The 17457-nt window shown below is 63.0% G+C and carries 16 protein-coding genes; 2 read left to right on the top strand and 14 right to left on the bottom strand.

Annotated features, from left to right (window positions below):
• Window positions 1–14 precede the first annotated feature (14 nt).
• The 6 genes from ACREBX_RS17015 to ACREBX_RS16990 all read right to left on the bottom strand — a co-directional run bounded on the left by ACREBX_RS17015 (window position 15) and on the right by ACREBX_RS16990 (window position 7389).
• Window positions 15–809, bottom strand: coding sequence for an enoyl-CoA hydratase-related protein (locus ACREBX_RS17015; protein WP_431562925.1), 795 nt, complete (start codon window positions 807–809; stop codon window positions 15–17).
• A 77-nt stretch (window positions 810–886) separates the two neighbouring features.
• A complete protein-coding gene (locus tag ACREBX_RS17010; protein ID WP_431562965.1) occupies window positions 887–2971 on the bottom strand; it encodes a molybdopterin-dependent oxidoreductase in 2085 nt (694 codons plus the stop codon).
• Window positions 2972–3003: 32 nt separating this feature from the next.
• Window positions 3004–4437: a coniferyl aldehyde dehydrogenase gene (locus tag ACREBX_RS17005; protein WP_431562924.1), complete on the bottom strand. Its 1434-nt coding sequence runs from the start codon at window positions 4435–4437 to the stop codon at window positions 3004–3006.
• A 41-nt stretch (window positions 4438–4478) separates the two neighbouring features.
• Window positions 4479–4775 (bottom strand): putative quinol monooxygenase, encoded by a 297-nt coding sequence (locus ACREBX_RS17000; protein ID WP_431562923.1) that lies wholly within the window; start codon window positions 4773–4775, stop codon window positions 4479–4481.
• A gap of 160 nt (window positions 4776–4935) precedes the next feature.
• On the bottom strand, window positions 4936–6534 hold the full coding sequence (locus tag ACREBX_RS16995) for an AMP-binding protein (RefSeq protein ID WP_431562922.1): 1599 nt from the start codon (window positions 6532–6534) through the stop codon (window positions 4936–4938).
• Between the two features lie 429 nt (window positions 6535–6963).
• Complete coding sequence (locus ACREBX_RS16990; RefSeq protein WP_431562921.1) at window positions 6964–7389, bottom strand: DUF6463 family protein; 426 nt, start codon at window positions 7387–7389, stop codon at window positions 6964–6966.
• 261 nt (window positions 7390–7650) lie between these two features.
• On the opposite strand from ACREBX_RS16990, the gene ACREBX_RS16985 reads away from it, so the two are divergent.
• Complete coding sequence (locus ACREBX_RS16985) at window positions 7651–8592, top strand: PaaX family transcriptional regulator (protein ID WP_431562920.1); 942 nt, start codon at window positions 7651–7653, stop codon at window positions 8590–8592.
• Here ACREBX_RS16985 and ACREBX_RS16980 read toward each other — a convergent pair.
• The 8 genes from ACREBX_RS16980 to ACREBX_RS16945 are packed head-to-tail and all read right to left on the bottom strand — an operon-like array spanning window position 8582 to window position 15644.
• A complete protein-coding gene (locus ACREBX_RS16980; protein ID WP_431562919.1) occupies window positions 8582–8992 on the bottom strand; it encodes a c-type cytochrome in 411 nt (136 codons plus the stop codon). The two genes, ACREBX_RS16985 and ACREBX_RS16980, sit on opposite strands and share 11 nt — an antisense overlap.
• On the bottom strand, window positions 8989–9444 hold the full coding sequence (locus tag ACREBX_RS16975; RefSeq protein ID WP_431562918.1) for a c-type cytochrome: 456 nt from the start codon (window positions 9442–9444) through the stop codon (window positions 8989–8991). Before ACREBX_RS16975 ends, ACREBX_RS16980 begins: the two co-directional genes overlap by 4 nt.
• Window positions 9434–9970, bottom strand: coding sequence for a methylamine dehydrogenase light chain (locus ACREBX_RS16970; RefSeq protein ID WP_431562917.1), 537 nt, complete (start codon window positions 9968–9970; stop codon window positions 9434–9436). Before ACREBX_RS16970 ends, ACREBX_RS16975 begins: the two co-directional genes overlap by 11 nt.
• Window positions 9967–10575: a methylamine dehydrogenase gene (locus tag ACREBX_RS16965; protein WP_431562916.1), complete on the bottom strand. Its 609-nt coding sequence runs from the start codon at window positions 10573–10575 to the stop codon at window positions 9967–9969. The genes ACREBX_RS16970 and ACREBX_RS16965 overlap by 4 nt, the downstream gene beginning before the upstream one ends.
• On the bottom strand, window positions 10572–11108 hold the full coding sequence (locus ACREBX_RS16960) for a MauE/DoxX family redox-associated membrane protein (RefSeq protein ID WP_431562915.1): 537 nt from the start codon (window positions 11106–11108) through the stop codon (window positions 10572–10574). The genes ACREBX_RS16965 and ACREBX_RS16960 overlap by 4 nt, the downstream gene beginning before the upstream one ends.
• Window position 11109: 1 nt before the next feature.
• Window positions 11110–12315: an amine dehydrogenase large subunit gene (locus ACREBX_RS16955; protein WP_431562914.1), complete on the bottom strand. Its 1206-nt coding sequence runs from the start codon at window positions 12313–12315 to the stop codon at window positions 11110–11112.
• Complete coding sequence (locus ACREBX_RS16950; protein WP_431562913.1) at window positions 12312–13436, bottom strand: class II histone deacetylase; 1125 nt, start codon at window positions 13434–13436, stop codon at window positions 12312–12314. Before ACREBX_RS16950 ends, ACREBX_RS16955 begins: the two co-directional genes overlap by 4 nt.
• 30 nt (window positions 13437–13466) lie before the next feature.
• Window positions 13467–15644, bottom strand: coding sequence for a TonB-dependent receptor (locus ACREBX_RS16945; protein WP_431562912.1), 2178 nt, complete (start codon window positions 15642–15644; stop codon window positions 13467–13469).
• A 522-nt stretch (window positions 15645–16166) separates the two neighbouring features.
• On the opposite strand from ACREBX_RS16945, the gene ACREBX_RS16940 reads away from it, so the two are divergent.
• Complete coding sequence (locus ACREBX_RS16940) at window positions 16167–17447, top strand: aspartate aminotransferase family protein (RefSeq protein ID WP_431562911.1); 1281 nt, start codon at window positions 16167–16169, stop codon at window positions 17445–17447.
• Window positions 17448–17457 lie beyond the last annotated feature (10 nt).

The raw sequence follows: 17457 nt of genomic DNA, 5'->3' as shown, positions 1-17457 counted from the left end.
AACGACCAGCTCCCTCACGCCCCGACGAAGCGCGGCGCGCGGCTCTCGACAAAGGCGGCCGCGGCTTCGGCGTGGTCGGCCGTACGCACGCATTGGGTATGAAGGAGCGCCTCCTGATCGAGGACGAAGTCGAGCCTGCCCTGTTCGGCCAGATTGAAATTGCGTTTCATTGCGGCGAGCGCCACGCGGGGGCCATCCGCAAGCTGCCGCGCCCAGGTCATGGCGCTGTCCATCAATGCGTCGCCGCGCACGACCTTGTTGACGACGCCAAGACTTATCGCTTCCTCGGCGAGCAACGTTTCGCTGAAATAATAGAGCTCGCGCGCTTTTGCGGTGCCGACAAGGCGCGACAGGAAATAGGTGCCGCCGAAATCCCCCGATAATCCGATACGCGCAAAGGCGGTGACAATCTTGGCCCCGGCTGCGGCGATCCGAAGATCGCATGCGAGCGCCATTGACAGCCCGGCACCCGCGGCAGCACCAGGCAGGGCCGCAATCGTCGGCTTGGGCATGTCATGAAGCAGGCGCGAGCATTCCATGAACCGCCGCAGACTGGTCGAGGCGCGATCGATGCTGATGTCCTGCGCGCGCTTCACCGCTGCCGCCATCGCCACCACGTCACCGCCGGCCGAAAATGCCGCGCCGGCGCCCGTCAGGATCACGCAGCCGATCTGCGGATCAAGTGCGACCCGTTCGAGCGAGTTCAGCAGTGCCTCTGCCATCTCTTCGCTGAAGGCATTGCGCTGTTCGGGCCGGTTCATCGTGAGAACCGCCACGCCCTCTTGTACAGTCTCGATAAGGAGTGTCATTCTGCCATCCCTTTGCACGGCCACTTGCCGTCGATCACATATACAACAATATGAATTACAAGACTACTAGTTTTGTACTATGTTAAGGCCCGATCCTCCATTTTGCGCAATGTGACCGGGCTTCCGTTGGGCGCGGCATTGCCCGAGAGCGCGTCGATCCGGTCATGCGCGAGGATGTCGTTGAGACTGGCTCCAGGTTCGATGGCGGCGGTGTGCAGCGACACGCCCGGCCGATCATGGCCCCAGCCATGGGGCATGCAAACGACACCGGGCATCATGTCTTCGCTCTGCCGGACAATGATAGCGATCGACCCGGCCGCGCCGCCGAGTTCGGCCCGATCCCCGTCACGCAGGCCATGCGCCGCGAGATCAGCGGGATGGACGAAGAGCACACACCGATCCTTGCCGCCCGCGAGGCGCGGCACATTGTGCATCCAGGAATTGTTTCCACGCGCCTCCCGTCTGCCGATGATCCGGAGGCCCGGCAAACAGGGTGCAGCGATTTCAGCCTTTAGCCGCTCCAGATCGGCGATCAACAAAGGCGGTGCGCAGTGGATCTTGCGATCGGAGGTGCGCAATCGATCCGCAAGGCAGGGTCGTAAAGGACCCAGATCCAGGCCATGCGGGTGACGTTCGAGTTCCGCAACACTTAGCTGCCATGGGCTGGCCTGAAGCCGCAGATCGAGGATGTCCATCGGGGCGGCGAGCGGTCGGTGCTCGCGATTCAATTCCGCGGCCAGGCTTTGCCGGATCGCTTCGAGGGTTATCCAGTCATGCTGCTCGCCCTGCTCAAGCGGCACCAGTGCGGGTTGGACGCGCGCAATGTTACGCACCGCAAAGTTGAGGCTGATATCATAATTGGGTACGGCCAGCGGACGCGGAGAAGGAAGCACAAAGTCGGCGAAGCGCGTCGTCTCGTTCAAATGCACGTCGAACGACGCCATGAAATCCAGTTTCGCAAGCGCGCGTTCGAGCAACCGCCCGTTCGGGGTCGACAGCACGGGATTACCCGCAAGCGTGACGAGAGCGCGAATTCGGCCCGGCCCGGGCGTCAGGATTTCTTCGGCCAGCGCCGCGACGGGCAACTCGCCGCCGAATTCAGGATAACCCGATACACGGCTCCGATAGGATGCGTAGCTGGCCGGCCGCGCCCCTGCAGCCAGCGCGTCGAAGGCGGGCTCGGCGAACATGGCCCCGCCGGGGCGGTCGAGCGAGCCAAGCGCGATGTTGAGAAGGGCGAGCAGCCAGATCGACAGGGTCGCGAAGGGCTGGATCGAAAGGCCAATGCGGCCATAGGCGACCGCTGGCCCTTCGATCAGACGTCTGGCGAGACTTTCCAACATGCCTTGGTCCACCCCGCAGAAATCGATCAGCCGGTCGAACGGCAGTTCGTCGATGGCTGCCCACGCAGCTTCCCAACCGGAGAGCAGCGGCGCAACCGGACCGGGATCGGCCAGCCCTTCGCGCTTCATGATCAGAAGCAATGCCGCGAGCAGCGCCGCGTCGGTGCCCGGCCGCACGAAAATATGCGCGTCGGCGATCTTCGCCGTTTCGGTTCGACGCGGATCGATCACGATCATCTGGCCGCCGCGCGCGCGCAGATCCTTGATCCGACCGCGAAATCCCGGCGCCCCCATGATGCTGCCATTCGAAACCACCGGATTAGCGCCAAGGATCAGAAGAGTGCGCGTCCGGTCCAGATCGGGGAGAGGCAACAGCAGCTGATGCCCGAACATGAGAAGCGACACGAGCAGATGCGGATTGGCGTCCACCGAATTGGCGGAAAAGAGGCTGCGCGTCCCAACCGCGCGCTTGAGCGCCGCGCCGTGCGCCGCGAAATCGATCGCGTGCGCACTGGGATTGCCCGAATAAAAGGCGACCGCGTCGGGGCCATGGGCGCGGATGATCGACGCCAACCGGGCCCCGACGGCTGAGGCCGCTTCGTCCCAGCCAACCGGCACCCAGCCGGTTCCGTCACGCCGGAGCGGCTGACTCAGCCGATCGGGATCATTCTGGAGATCGAGGATCGAGACACCCTTGGGGCAGATATGGCCGCGGCTGAACACATCCTGTTCATCGGCGCGGATACTGGTCAGCACATTGTCGCGGAAAGTGAAGGCAAGCCCGCAATTTGCTTCGCACAGGCTGCACGATCGAAACATCGTGCGCTCCTTCGCCATCGCGAACGCTGCGGTCACATTTTCAGTTCGCGGGCGATCGCCTTGCGCGTCGCCGCACCATAGGGCGGTTTAAAACCCGCGAGCTTTGCGAAATCGATTTTGGGCTGGCGGTAAATGCTCTTGGCATGGCTGAAGGTCTTGAAGCCGTCGAAGCCGTGATAACTACCCATGCCCGACGCGCCGATCCCGCCAAAAGGCATCTCCTCCATCGCCGCATGGAACAAGACGTCGTTGATCGTCACCCCGCCCGAAATAGTCCGTTCGAGAATGAGGCGCTGCTCCGCCGGATCATTGCCGAAATAATAGAGGCCGAGCGGGCGATCGCGCCGGTTCACATAGCCGATGGCGTCTTCGATCCGGCTATAGGTCATCACGGGCAGGATCGGGCCGAAAATCTCCTCCCGCATGAGCGCCATATCATCATTTACATTCCGGACGATATGAAGCGGCATTTTCCGCCCGTTGGACGCAGCGAAGTCCTCAGACGCCGGGTTGATCGCGATCACTGCCGCCCCCTTGTCGCGTGCATCCTCGAGATAGGCTTCAAGTCGCACACGATGACGGTCGTTGATCAGCGCCGTATAGTCGGCATTAGCGATCACCGAGGGATAGAGCTCCGCGGCGGCACGGCTGATCGCCCCGACCACCGTATCTGCCTGCTCTTCAGGCACCAGCAGATAATCGGGGGCGAGGCAGATTTGCCCGGCATTGAGCAGCTTGCCGATCGCAATCCGTTCGGCCGCTTGCCGGATATCGGCGCTGCGCCCCACGATCGTGGGGGATTTGCCGCCGAGTTCGAGCGTCACCGGGGTCAAATTGTCCGCGGCCGCGTGCAGGATGTGCCGCCCGACCGGCGTTGCACCGGTGAAGATCAGATGGTCGAAGGGAAGCGCCGAAAAGCGCTGGCCAACCTCGGGTCCGCCACTGAAAAAAGCCAGCTCGCGAGGATCGAAATAGAGCGGCGCCAACTCCGCGAACAGAGCGGCCACCCCGGGCGTGTATTCGGAGGATTTGACCATCACCCGATTGCCCGCAGCAAAGCCGCCCGAGATCGGCCCGATGGTGAGCGAGACCGGAAAGTTCCATGGCGCGATCACGCCGACCACGCCCTTGGGCTGATACTCGACCCAGCCGCGCCCGCCGAGAAGCCCCAGCGGGAAATCCAGCTTGCGCGGCTCTTTGCGCGACCAACGGTCGACATGCTTGATGGCATGCTTAAGCTGACGGATCGAGGCCGCGACGTCGAAAAGCAGATTCACGTCGTCGCTGCGATGCCCGAAATCGTCGGTCAGCGCGGCGGAAAAGCGCGCACTGTTTTCGGCGAGCATGCGGATGCAGCGATTCAGCCGATCCTTGCGGCCAGCGATGCCGACCGGCAACTCGCCCATGAAGGCGGCGCGCTGCGCCTCCAATACCCGTTGCATATTGTCCAAGATGATTTCGGCCATGGCCACCTCCCGCTCAAAGGATCCTCTCGACGTCTCGCCGCTCAGCTCACCATACGCCAGGGCACGAATTCGGGCGGCCGCGCGAGCAGTGGCTCGAGCCGCTGCGCAGTCTCCGCCAAATGCGCGGATGACTGGTGGGCCCTAAAGGCGGCCTTGTCGCGCCACCGCTCGAAGACGAGGAAATTATGGTGGGTGCCATCGACCATCAGTTCGTAAATTACGCAGCCATCCTCTGCCCGGCTGGCGGCGCGCGCATCGGTCAATGCCGCGCACATCTTATCGGCGCAATCGGGCCTCGCCTCCATAGTGGCTAGCAGCGTGACGGATTGGTTGGGCATTCCAGTTTCCATTCTCGATATGATATGAATCAATATCATATTTTATACTACAAGATTTGTTTCATATATCAATGCTGGATTTCGAAAAGGGGCCGGGCTCAACAGCCCGGCCAGTCGTCATGCGGGAGAGGTCCGCAAGCCCGTGTTCGAAGCGGAAAATTCAGGCTATTGTGGGCGTGCCGGCCGTATCGCGAAGCGCGCGCCGAAGGATCTTGCCCGCGGGTGATTTGGGCAGCTCGGCGACGATGTCGAGCAATCGCGGCATCTCGATCGGTGAAAGCCGGTCGCTCAGAAAATGTTGCAGTTCGGCAAGATCGAGCGCAGCGCCCGGCTTCAGCACCGCCACCACGCGCACCGTCTCCCCGCGATAATCGTGGGGCGCGCCAACAACGGCCACTTCCGCGATCGCGGGATGCGCATAGATTGCCTCCTCCACCTGGGCTGGATAGACATTATGCCCGCTGGCTATGATGATGTCCTTCAACCGGTCGACCACAAAGAGATAGCCATTCGCATCGATCCAGCCGATATCGCCGGTTCGCAGCCACCCGCCTTCGACGAAAACGCTGACATTCTCCTCGCGCTCACCCCAGTAGCCGCGCATCACCTGTGGGCCGCGCACGCAAATTTCTCCCCGATCGCCTGGCGCGACGGGGATCGCGGGATCGTCGAGCGCGCGGATCGAGATCTCGGTATCCTGAAGCGGAAGCCCGGCGCAGCCAGGCGGAGGCGACATATCGCCGGGGACCAGCGACACGCCGGGCGACGTTTCTGACAGCCCATAGGCAGGACGCAGCCTGTGGCCGGTCGCGGCATGAAACTGCGCAGCCATCTCCTCGGGAATTGGCGCGCCGCCGGAGATGAAATATTTGCAGCCGACCCAATCCGCGCGATTGCCCAACCCATTTCTGAGCATCGCGTTGAACATCGTCGGCACGCCGAGCACATAGCTCAGCCGCTTGCCCGTGATCATGTGCACCGCCGTTTCGGGATCGAAACGGTTGATAATTGTCAGTTCTGCAGCAACCGAGCAGGCCAGGATAAGAATGTTGAGCCCGGCAATGTGCGAAAAGGGCGCTGCCGCGAACGCACGCTCGTCGCCATAGTCGAAATCGAGTGCGCCGTGCGACTGGGCGACGCTGGCGGTGATGTTGCGATGATCGAGAATCACCGCCTTTGGCGTGCCCGTCGTCCCGCCCGTATATTGCAGGATCGCCATATCCGCGGGATCGAGGGTCGGCAGTGACGTCCCGCCCGCGGCATCGGGCCAGCCCTCCATTACACCCAGCGGGTTCGAAGGCGAAACAAGCCGCAGCTGTACGCCGGAGACGTTAGCGGCCGTCAACTTGGCAACCAGCACAGGATCGTCCTGCGTATAGATCATGCGCGGCGTGCAATCGCCCAGCTTGAACGCAAGTACCGATTCTGGATCGAGCGGACTCGCAACAACGACCGCGCCTCCGGCCACCCAGACGGCGTTACACAGAAGCGGGAACACGGCATCATTCGGCATGCAAAGGAAAACGCGGTCGCCCTTTTTCATGCCTGCTTCGACCAGTGATGACGCAAGCGCGTACACAAGCCGGCACCCGTCGCCGTAGGTCAGCCGTAACGGCCCTTCGGAAAGCAACGGCCGGCCGGGAGCCCAACGTTCCGCCAGAAGCAGATAATCGGGAATCGCCCCCTCGCGCGCAATCCGCGCCATTTCCACACGCACTTCCGCTTGAGCGGGGAGCATTCCGCCGTCCGGGCCCTCCATCCAGCAATTCCTCTACCTCGACGACTGCCTCTTGGGGCAGAAGCAGAGAAATATACTACAAATTTTATCCTGTCATCTGAATTTTTGATTTATCTGATCAAATGGCCCCGGCGCCCCGGAATGGCCTGACAATCGACGCCTATCTGGCGGAGGCTCATATCGTCGTGTCTTCGCGACGCCGGGGACTCACTCTCGAGGATTTCGAACTCAATCGTCGCGGTCTCGCGCGACGCGTTGTGCTTCGCTGTCAAAGCCACCTCGCCGCCTGCCGCGCCGCCCGCGCACGGCGATGCTGTTGACCATTCCCGAGCGCCACGCAAACGCGCTGATCGGCGGTTTGAACGTGGAAGCTCGAGAATTTCCGATGGAAGCGGCGCCGGTGGACCTCAATCTCTACTGGCACGCCGCCATCGACGAAGATCCCGCTACTCAGGTCGATTGTCGCCGGGGCTCTTGTCCCGCTCGACGCTGGCGACGCGCACCGATGACCAGCAGAGCCGCAACGATGATCAGCAGCGGAAACCCCGAAGGCTGCATGATCAGGCTATTGACCAGCGCCCATCCGCCGAGACACCAGCCGACAAAGGACGGCAGCGGATAGCCGCGCCGGTCCAGCCACAGCAGCAACGCGCCGAACACGATGAACGGGATTGCGAAGCCGCCGATGGTTGCCCAGAAGGAATCGGTGCTCACCACAATCTCGAACGGACGATCGGCGGGCGGCGTCGTCGTGTGCGTCATCGTCCAGAGGTCGAACTGCGCCCAGCCGCGGATCACCGGCAGCGCGTCATATCCCAAAACGAGCATATGCAGGATGCCAATCGCAATCATCATATATGCGGACCATCTGATCATCTCTCTCTCCTCTGCGGTTGGGCAGCCGCCCATCGGGATTGGGAAGCAAATTTCAGTTGTGCAACATATTCTCTGGTGTACTGATATTCAAATGTAATATATTAGAATGGTGCTGAAGGATCAAGGCGGCGAGTTCCCCGTGTGCATTGGAAAATTTGGTCGATCGGGTCTCGAACGCGTTTTCATGATTTACGCGCAGAGATTGTCGCCTGATAGACCGTCAGGTTGCGATCTGATTCATCGCTGTTGGAGAAATCACATATGAGCGGACGGTCGCTGGGGAAGAGTGTGGAGCGGTTGTTGGGGTCGACGCGGATCAATCCGAGGAACCTGATCGCGACCATCTATGGCGACATGCTGGTGCCGCACGGCGGCAATGTCTGGTTGGGCAGCCTCGTCGAGATGACCGGACGGTTTGGCATCGCCGAATATCTATCCCGCACCACCGCGCTGCGCCTTGTCAAGGAGGGGCTGCTTCATTCTACCCGCGTCGGCAAGCTCAGCTATTATTCCCCGACGCCCGAGCACATGCAAGGAACGATCAGCTATTACCGCCGCACCTATGACGAGCCCGAGCGCGATTGGACGGGGACGTGGCGGCTGGTGCTGACTGGCGGGGCAAACCTCGACGCAAAGACTTATACCGGGCTGCGCCGGGACCTTCTCTGGCTGGGCGTTGGCCAACTCGCGCCGCATGTTTTCATCACTGCCGCCGCCGACTTGTCATCGCTGGAGCAGATGTTCAAGGATGTCGGACTCGTTGGACGCATCCAGATCATGGAAGCGCGCGCGGTGTTGCCGGATAATCCTGAGCTGATGCGCGCCATCGTTGCCGATGCGTGGAACATCGGTGCGGTGGAGGAGCATTACGAGACCTTCCTTTCCAGCTTCCGCCCGATCTGGTCGCAGATCGACAAGGGTAAGGTGTTGGATCCCGAACTGGCCTTCGTGATTCGTGCGCTTCTAATCATGGAATATCGGCGCATCGCCCTGCGCGACCCACGCCTGCCACGCGAGTATTTGCCGCCTGCCTGGGCCGGCGAAATGGCGTTCGCGCTCTGCCGAAACATCTATCAGGCGGTGCTGGAGCCATCCGAGACCTATCTCGAGACGATAGTGCGCACCGCCGACGGCCCGATCCGCGAAGCCACCACGGAACTCTACGCGCGGTTCGGCGGGCTGAAGCGCGGGGTCACCGCTTAGGCGACTGCGCCAATATCGCGCGCCTCTGCGCCAACGGATCGGTCAGCGGCTGCTGGCGATACCGTGCGACCTCGGCAGCGGTAAACAGCGGCGCGGAAAGTCGGCGGGCCGAACCGAATTCCTGCACGATCCAGTTGAGAAGCGCCGCGATCCGCGCGTCCGGCAGGCCGGATTGCGCCACACCCGGAACGCGCATGATGAACTCACGCCCACCCGGCCGCGAAAGGAACCGATCGATATGGCCCGCGAGCGGCGGCACTTTCCCCGGCGTCTCGCCGCCGTCGGGAAGATGGCAACCCTGGCAATGCAGCATATAGTCGGTGCGCGGCTCCGCCAGCGCCGGACCGGCGGAGCACAGCACCAGCGGCGCAAGCATGCGCAGGGTGCCGACGGCAATCATTTCGCGGGACGTGCCCTGCCCACCTCCGCCGGAGTACGCAACACTGCCTCGCGCCGCGTCAGTTCCGCCGGGGTGAAGAGGGGCGCCTTCGACCTGTTGTGCCGGATCAGCCAGTTCAGGATCGCGGCGCGTTCCTCGAGCCGTGTCGCGGCACGGAGGCCGGGCATATAGCCCTGATACGCCTTGCCGCCGACCTCGATCCGGCCCGACAGGCCGGTCGCGGTGACGGCGGCCAGATAGGTGCGCCCCGCCTCGCTTCCCGCATGGCGACCAACCTCGCTCAAGGGCGGATAGACGCCCGGGTTGCCTGCAGCCGTGCGGCCATGACACGAAGCGCAGCGCTTCAGAAATGCCTGCGCTCCGGCATCGGCGGCAGATGGTTGCGCGGGCGCAGGCAGAGCGGCCGCGACCAGCGCAGCACCAACGATCAGGCCAGAGAACCTAAGCACCATCCACCCCGATGATCGCGGCGATCGAGCAATTATAAACGATATCGGCGTCACTGCCCGCGCACCATTGCGTGTCGTTGGACGTGGACGGGCGATAGGGCGGCGTGTCGCCCTCATTGCGGTGACAATAGCACCGCCCGCAACCCAGCCGGCCGCAACAGTCATTATACGAGATGATATAATCGCGCCCGTCGGCAGGGTTTCGGCAGGTGCCAACCCAGGTGATCGGTGACAGGATCGTACCGGGCGGACAACTGGTTGCGGTGCCGCCGCAGCAGCCGCACAGAAAACCGTCGATGGCGCAGTGACGCCAATAGTCGCAGCTCGTCTGATCGCCAGGATCCTGCGGATTGGCGACCGGCGCCGAGGCACGCGCAACGGGAAGCACGACATGCGCGGCACCCGCGCCCACCAGCGCTACGCCCAGTCGACCGAGGAAAGACCGGCGAGAACTCGTCCGCGCCAGCCATCGCACGGCGCGCTGAGGCAAGTCGGACAGGCGATATTGATTGCGTCGCGTCGGGATCATGCTGCGCCTCTCTGCTTGTTCGCGAGATAGTCCTGCATCGACGTGACGCCGAGCCGCTTGGCCTCGATCAGGCTTTCCAGATGCTCGCGGCTATTCACCAGGCCGCGCGAGCTGAGCGCTCCGTTTCCGTCGATCAGCACCGCGAAAGGCACCTTCGCGACGTGATAGCCGAGACCGAGGTCGCGGGAGAGCAAATAGGCATTGATGTCCAATCGTTGTTCGCGGGCATGAGACATATGATCGTCGATCGATCCGCCGTCGCTCGCATAGACGATGTCGAGCCAACCCTTCTCGCTCGACGCGAGCGAGCGCGCGGCGGGGATCAGCTCGCGGCAGATCGGGCATTCGGGCCCGACGAACAGGATCATCTGTGCGCGGCCGTCGGCCCGCGTGCCCCCGATCTCGACGGTAGCACCGCCGAGTGCGGCGAGCTTAAAGACCGGCGCCGGTTCACCGAGTTTCGGGCCCGCCGACAGGCTGAGCGCGCCAGCCGGGGCGACGCGATCGAAGAGTATGCCGATTTGGCGCGCCAGCGCGGCGATCGCAACAAACGCAGCGGCGAGGCCGAAGAAGAACAGCGACAAGATGATATCGGTCACGGTCATCGAACAAATTCCATCGCACGGTCGTTGATCGAAAGCCGGTGCCGCGCCGCGCGCCCGACTATCGCGGCGAGCACGATACTGCCGGCGAGCACGACGGCGCCGGGATCCAGTGCTGACCGTGGCAACCCGGCGGCGGCGAACATAAGCGTCGCCAGCAGCAGGTTGCGGAGCACGAGCGGCCAGGCGATCGGCCGATCCGCCGCGAAAAGATCGCAGCCACAGGACAGTGACCGCCGCCCGCGCAGCAGATTGATCGCCATCGCGACCGCAAGCGCCGTGAGAAGGGTGGCGCCGAACACGAACCCCACGACCCGCGACGGGCCGGGCACCAGGATCAGCGCCGCCGCCAGCCATTCGCCGAGGACGACCGCCCCGGCGGTTGGCCGAACCGCGAAATCGGGAACCAGCCGATAATCGGCCACCAGCGCGCGAAACCGCTGCCAGTGCCGCAAATGGCTGGCGGCTCCCCAGGCGAGCATTGCGGCGATCGCGGCGCAAAACAGGTGATCGGCGAAGGCGATGAGCGGGACCATATCAGCGTACCACCTGCAACAGGATCGGCGTGAGACCGGCGCCTTCGATCGAACGGAGCGGCTTGCCCGTCACGGGATCATATATCTCCAGCGACATCGCGGCCTCGCTGGCTGCGGCAAGCATCGGCGCGCTGCCAGTCGTCAGCTCGATCGCGGTGGCGGGCTTGGCAAGTTTGAGCTGGCGCAAGGGCGTGCCGCGATCGAGATCGAAGACAAAAACTTCGCTGCTTGGATCCTGCATGCTGTGCCGCGGCCCCTGATGCGCCAGCACATAAAGCTCGTTCCGGTCGAGCGAAGCCGCGATCGGCTGCAGCCCTGCGACCTGCCAGCGTATGGCATGCGCTTTGATGCCCGGCGTTTCGTACAATGGTTGGTTCTCGTCCTCCGGCACGACGCCGAGCGCGACCGGCGAGCCGACTTTGAGGGCGCCTTTTGCATCCAGCCCCACCTTGATCATCCGCCCGCGATAGGTGACGAACGTCCATTCGGCCCCTTTGCGCACCGCGTGCTCGAACACGAGGTCCCTGGCGAAATCGAGTAGCAGCCCGGCCCGCTCCATCGACGCCGGTTTGCCTGTCGTATCCAGCGACACGTCGAGCAACTGCCCGTCGCCGCAGATCATGAAGAATCGACGTTCGGCAACGGGATAGGCGGAGACACATCCCGCGGTCTCGGTTTCGCCGACGAAGCGCCGATTCTCGAGATCTACCACCGAGATCGATTGGCCCGACGTGAAGTTGGTCGTTACCAGCCAGCGCCCGTCGTCCAGCAGCGCGGTGCGCGCCTTTTTGGGGACCCCCGAATAGGTCTTGGGCGGAATCTCGATTTCATGGCTGAAGGTCAGTGTCGCCGCATCATAGACCGCGACGACGTCGGTTCGCGCGCCGCGCGAACCGCGGCTGAAATAAGTTTCGATCGCGACGATGTGGCGCCCGTCCTTGCTGAAGTCGAGGGCGAAAGGAGCCATGCCCGTGTTGAGCATGCCGAGCATCCGCCCCTCCGCGGCGTCGAACAGCATCGCCCGCCCTCCTCCGAGCCCGGCAACCGAGTCGTTGACCCAGACCCAGCTAGGCGCAGCAGGCGCAAGCGGCGTGACGCTCGCGGTTTCGGGTGCGAGCGGCTCGGGGAAACTCTGTGCCCAACCTGGCGAGCCGAAGCCAGTCAGCGCGGCAGCGGCCAACCCCATAATATGCAGTGTACGGATCATGTGACGGTCTCCGCAATCGAAAGCCCCGCAGCGCCGGTCGCCGCATCCACCGCCGCGCGCTGCGGTGCATTCAGTTCGAGCCCCCCGAACTGCGCGAAAAAGGGTAGATAGGGATCCTCGATCCCGGGCGGCATACCCAGCAGCGTCTCGATCACGGCTGCGCCGCAAAAGGGAACATACGCCGCCGAGTAGCCACCTTCGTGCACAACCGCGACACGGCTGCCGCAAAGCGCCGTAGCGGCATCGAGAATCTGCGCCGTCAGGTCGCGATAGTCCGCCGAGGTGAGCATCATCCGTCCGAGCGGGTCGAGAATCGCCGCATCGAAGCCGCAAGCCACAACGATCAGATCGGGCGCGAAGCGCCTGAGCGCCGGGAGCACGACCTGATCCATCGCATGGCCATAGGTCTCTCCGTTGGAACCCGGCGGCAGCGGCACATTAATATTGCTCCCCTCGGCGCCCGGCGCACCGGTATCGGTCACAAAGCCGCTATCGACGGGATAGAGCCGGTCCTGATGGAGCGAGATCGTGAGGACTGAGGGATCGTCGTAAAAGATCGCCTCGGTGCCGTTGCCGTGGTGCACGTCCCAGTCGACGACCGCAACACGGCGCGCCAATCCCTGATGCTGCGCTGCACGGACGCCGATCGCGATATTAGCAAGTACGCAGAATCCCCGCCCGCGATCAGCCTCGGCGTGATGACCCGGCGGGCGGGAGAGCGCATAGGCATTATCCACGCGTCCCGAAGCGACACTCGTGATCGCCGCGATCGCCGCCCCGGCCGAAAGCCGGGCAATACCAAGCCCGCCCGGCGCGATCGGTGCGGAGTCGCCGAATTCGGTTCCGGAATCGCCGCCAGTGAGATCGAGCGCCTTCAACCGGTCAAGATAGGCTGCGGTATGAACCCGAAGAATGTCCTCGTCACGCGCGGGTGCGATCGACAGCGCATCCAGCGCTGGCGTGATGTCATAGCCGTCGAGCATATTCTTCAGCCGGCGCTTCGTTTCGGCATTCTCGAAATGCTCGCCGGGCTGGAAGATGCTGTTGTGCGGCACCGCACCCACCGCCAGGCCCGGATCATGCCACATCATACGTTCATGCCATGCGAAACCCGTACTCATAACGCCTCCCCGGCGATCGGCGGTTCCCCGCTAGAAACGATAGGCGAGCGACAGACCCCAGCTTCGGGGCATGTTCTCGGTCAGCACTGTGATGAAAAAGGGTGGTCCCAGATCGTTGGAGTCGACCACCGTCTTCGTGTTGAAGAGATTGTTGACATAGCCGGTCACCGAAATCCCCTTGCCCTCGCTGCTGACGCCGAAGCGCATATTGCCGATCGTGTGCGACTTGGCGCCGGCGAGCGGCAGGTTGTTGGTCTGGTAGAAGACGCGAGATTTATGCTGAAGGTCGAAGCCGATGAACGCGTCCATGTTATTGCGGACGGGCGTCGTGTAAGTGATCGATGCGTTCGCCGACAATTTGGGTGCGTTCACTAGCCGGTTGCCGCTGAAATCGCCGACATCGGTGACGAATTGGCCATATTTGGCATCGAGCAGCGCCAGGCCGCTTGTCAGTTGCCAATGCCGGCTGGGCGTCCAGGCAAGATCGGCTTCGAAGCCATATATCCGCGCTGCCGTCGCGTTGCGCAGGAAAGGCTGCAGGTTAAGGATCACGAATTCCTGCTTGTCGTCGAACTTCGAATAGAAAGCGGCGACGTTGAGCCTGAGCCGACGATCGAACAGGTCGGTCTTTGCACCGATCTCATAGGACAGCAGGGTTTCGGGATTGACCGGCGGCACCACCAGCTCGCGCGCGCCGAACGCCACACCGTTATAATTGCCCGCCCGGAAGGCGCGGCTCGCCGAAGCATAGAGCAGCACATCGTCGCTGGGCCGGTAGTCGAGGATCACCCGGCCCGACAGATCGGTCCAGCGTTTGCTGTCGATCGCTGCGGGTAGCCCGTCAAATCCGAAACCGGGGCCCAGGATCGCCGCGCCCGTCGCAAGCGAGGTTCCGTTGATCGAGCGCTTCTCCGACGTATAGCGCAGCCCGCCGGTGAGGTTGACGCCGCCGCCAAGCTCCACCGTTGCCTCGGCAAAGCCCGCGAGCGTGTTGGTGGTCATCCGGTAGCGGACATCATATCCTGTGGCGAAGGTGGAGAGCGCGCCATTGAGAAGGTCGGGAAAGACCGCTTCAACCACATCGTCAGGCAAGCCGTCGGTGGGGATGCCAAAGGCGCCCGCGATCGCGCGGAGATCGGCGGCACCCGTGGGCACAGCGCAGGTCGCGGCTGCGAAGCATTCGAATAGCCGCGCGCTGATCCCGTTGCGATGCCGCTCGCGACCGTAAAAACCGCCGACGACATATTGCACGGGGCCCGCCTCGCCGCTGAGCCGCAACTCCTGTGAAAAGGATTTCCCAAAGCTCGGATAGGTGGACCGCGCCAGTTCGAAAGGCGATTCATCGATATCCTCGAGCGCGTTGCGCCGCACACGATCATAGCCCGTCACCGACGTAAGCGTGACCGCACCGAAATCGACCTTGCCCATCAGCGCTATGTTCAGCGTCTTGAGCTTGTCATAGGTGCGCAGGTTGGAATCGCCCTGCCAGAATGTCTTCGGCGCGACATAGCCGGTCAGATCGGCGCCCGAAGGCAGCGTGCCAACCTGCCGCGAGCGCCGCAGATCGTCATCGGCCTCCCCTGCGGCCACCTTCAGAACGATCTCGCTGGTGGCGCTGGGCTCGATCCGTAGCTTGGCGCGAAGACCCCAGCGATCATAATCGCCGTCTTTCGTACCGAGGAACAGGTTTTTCCAATAGCCGCCGCGCTTGCGGACCACGCCGCTGACGCGGAGTCCGATGCCCTCATCGACGGGAATGTTCAGCATCGCCTCGGTCTCGAAAAGGCCGAAACTGCCTGTGCCCGCTTCGATGCGGCCTTCGAAATCGGCCGTGGGGTTGCGGGTAAAATACTGGATCGCGCCGCCGGTGCTGTTCTTGCCGAACAACGTACCCTGCGGTCCGCGAAGCACCTCGACGCGCTCAAGATCGAAGAGCTGGAAATTCTGCCCCGTGGCGAGCCCCTGATAGACCTCGTCCACATACAGCCCGACGGCGGGGTTCACATTGGCGGCGAACTCGTTGGTCCCGACGCCGCGTATCGTGATTTTGGGCACCGTCTCATAGGATCCGGCGAAGCTCAGTCCCGGCACGAGCCGCGTCAGCTCGGCGGCGGTGTCCATTCCCCGGCTCTGAATCGCCTCCCCCGAAAAACCCTGCGCCGAGATGGGCACGTCCTGGGCATTTTCCACACGCCTGCGCGCCGTCACGACGATCTCTTCCGAGTACGCCCTCACATCTCTGGCTGCCGCGTCCTGCGGCTGCGCGGCCGCTGGCAAAGCCGCTATCGAAGCGATCGATGCTCCTACAGCAAACCGTTGTCGCAGGTTACCAAACCGACGTTGAGTCATATACACCCCCACGCTTGAACCGTTGCAGCTTGACGATACGCCAGGTTGAGGCTGTGTCAATCTATAAAATACATAAGGTGTCACATTATTCAATAAAATGTTTCATATTGTCGTCGAGACGGAAACCACGGACACCAGCATTGGGCAATCATAATTTTTCTTACATTCTGTAGGCATCTTGAAGGTCCGTTCGCCACGATCGCCTCCTGAAGGGGGGTGTCGGAATGACCTCTAGGCTGTTTCCGATGCCGCAATTCTGTACGATATAGAACAAATTGTGTTGTTATATATCTCCGTGCGTTATAGATGGCGGAGCCAATGACGAGCGGCCGGGCTCGTCGCCTCCTGCCCGCCCGTGCGAGCCGACGTTGTCGAGAGAATATGATGCTGCAAGACCAGAGCCTTATCGAACGCAGGTACAGCGTGTTGGGCCGTCACTCCCCGCTCTTTTACGACCGGCCCGTGCACCTCGTGCGCGGAGAAGGCGCTTGGGTGTATGACGCTGACGGCCGCCGCTATCTCGATGTCTATAACAATGTGCCGCATGTCGGCCATTGCCATCCGCAGGTGCTTGACGCGATGACGCGGCAAGCGGCCGCGCTGAACGTCCATAGCCGCTATCTGCACGAAGGGATCGTCGCTTACGCCGAACGGCTGACCGCGACCTTCGACGCCCCGCTGTCGGCTGCCATGTTCTGCTGCACCGGCACCGAGGCAAATGAGCTGGCATTGAGAATCGCCCGGCAGCGGAGCGGCGCCACTGGCATCATCGTTACGGATTGCAGCTATCACGGCAATTCGGACGGGCTGGTGCGGCTCACCACATCGATGCCGACGGGCCTGCCCTTTCCCGACCATGCGCGCGCGATCCGCGTGCCCGATCTGCATCGCGCCGATCCGGGCCTGTCCGCAGACGCTCTGGCACAAGCTTATGCCGATGCAGTGGCGGTCGCGATCGACTCACTGCAGAAGGCGGGGCATGGAGTCGCGGCGATCCTGCTTGAAACGATCTTCTCGGCCGAAGGGCTTCCCGACGTCCCGCCGGGCTTCCTCGAAAAGATGGTGGGGCTCGTCCGCAATGCGGGCGGGCTGTTCATCGCCGACGAAGTCCAGTCGGGTCTGGCGCGGACGGGCGACCATATGTGGGGCCATCAGTCCTACGCCGTCACGCCCGACCTGGTGACGCTCGGCAAACCGCTTGGCAATGGCTACCCGCTGGCCGCGGTGATTGCGAGCGCCGACATGGTCGAGGATTTCGGCCCCGGCTATTTTAACACTTTTGCAGCCAATCCCGTTGCCGCGGCAGCCGGCATGGCGGTACTCGACATCATCGAGAAGGAGGCGCTGCGCGACAATGCGCGCACCGTCGGCGCCTATATCCGTGGCGGCCTGTCCCGGCTGGCCGAGCGCCACCCGATCCTGGGCGCGGTGCGCGGCCGGGGGCTGTTCTTCGGTGTCGAACTGGTGCGCGATCGTGAGACGGGCGAGCCGGCGCCCGAGGAGACCGTCCGCCTCGTCAACGCAATGCGTGACCGAGGCGTGCTGCTCAGCCGCATCGGGCCGGGCGGCAACGTGCTGAAGATGCGCCCGCCGATGGTCTTCACCACCGAGCAGGCGGATTTGCTGCTTTCCACACTCGACGACGGGTTGAGCGCGCTGTGAGGGACATGCC

This window comes from Sphingopyxis sp. (assembly GCF_050725655.1).
Classification (GTDB): domain Bacteria; phylum Pseudomonadota; class Alphaproteobacteria; order Sphingomonadales; family Sphingomonadaceae; genus Sphingopyxis.
The sequence above is the reverse complement of the archived record's forward strand: the minus strand, read 5'-3'. Positions and strand labels throughout refer to the sequence as shown.

Coding starts and splice junctions, on each gene's coding strand:
- ACREBX_RS17015 (WP_431562925.1), bottom strand. CDS start 809: ATGACACTCCTTATCGAGACTGTACAAGAGGGCGTGGCGGTTCTCACG.
- ACREBX_RS17010 (WP_431562965.1), bottom strand. CDS start 2,971: ATGTTTCGATCGTGCAGCCTGTGCGAAGCAAATTGCGGGCTTGCCTTC.
- ACREBX_RS17005 (WP_431562924.1), bottom strand. CDS start 4,437: ATGGCCGAAATCATCTTGGACAATATGCAACGGGTATTGGAGGCGCAG.
- ACREBX_RS17000 (WP_431562923.1), bottom strand. CDS start 4,775: ATGCCCAACCAATCCGTCACGCTGCTAGCCACTATGGAGGCGAGGCCC.
- ACREBX_RS16995 (WP_431562922.1), bottom strand. CDS start 6,534: ATGGAGGGCCCGGACGGCGGAATGCTCCCCGCTCAAGCGGAAGTGCGT.
- ACREBX_RS16990 (WP_431562921.1), bottom strand. CDS start 7,389: ATGATCAGATGGTCCGCATATATGATGATTGCGATTGGCATCCTGCAT.
- ACREBX_RS16985 (WP_431562920.1), top strand. CDS start 7,651: ATGAGCGGACGGTCGCTGGGGAAGAGTGTGGAGCGGTTGTTGGGGTCG.
- ACREBX_RS16980 (WP_431562919.1), bottom strand. CDS start 8,992: ATGATTGCCGTCGGCACCCTGCGCATGCTTGCGCCGCTGGTGCTGTGC.
- ACREBX_RS16975 (WP_431562918.1), bottom strand. CDS start 9,444: ATGGTGCTTAGGTTCTCTGGCCTGATCGTTGGTGCTGCGCTGGTCGCG.
- ACREBX_RS16970 (WP_431562917.1), bottom strand. CDS start 9,970: ATGATCCCGACGCGACGCAATCAATATCGCCTGTCCGACTTGCCTCAG.
- ACREBX_RS16965 (WP_431562916.1), bottom strand. CDS start 10,575: ATGACCGTGACCGATATCATCTTGTCGCTGTTCTTCTTCGGCCTCGCC.
- ACREBX_RS16960 (WP_431562915.1), bottom strand. CDS start 11,108: ATGGTCCCGCTCATCGCCTTCGCCGATCACCTGTTTTGCGCCGCGATC.
- ACREBX_RS16955 (WP_431562914.1), bottom strand. CDS start 12,315: ATGATCCGTACACTGCATATTATGGGGTTGGCCGCTGCCGCGCTGACT.
- ACREBX_RS16950 (WP_431562913.1), bottom strand. CDS start 13,436: ATGAGTACGGGTTTCGCATGGCATGAACGTATGATGTGGCATGATCCG.
- ACREBX_RS16940 (WP_431562911.1), top strand. CDS start 16,167: ATGATGCTGCAAGACCAGAGCCTTATCGAACGCAGGTACAGCGTGTTG.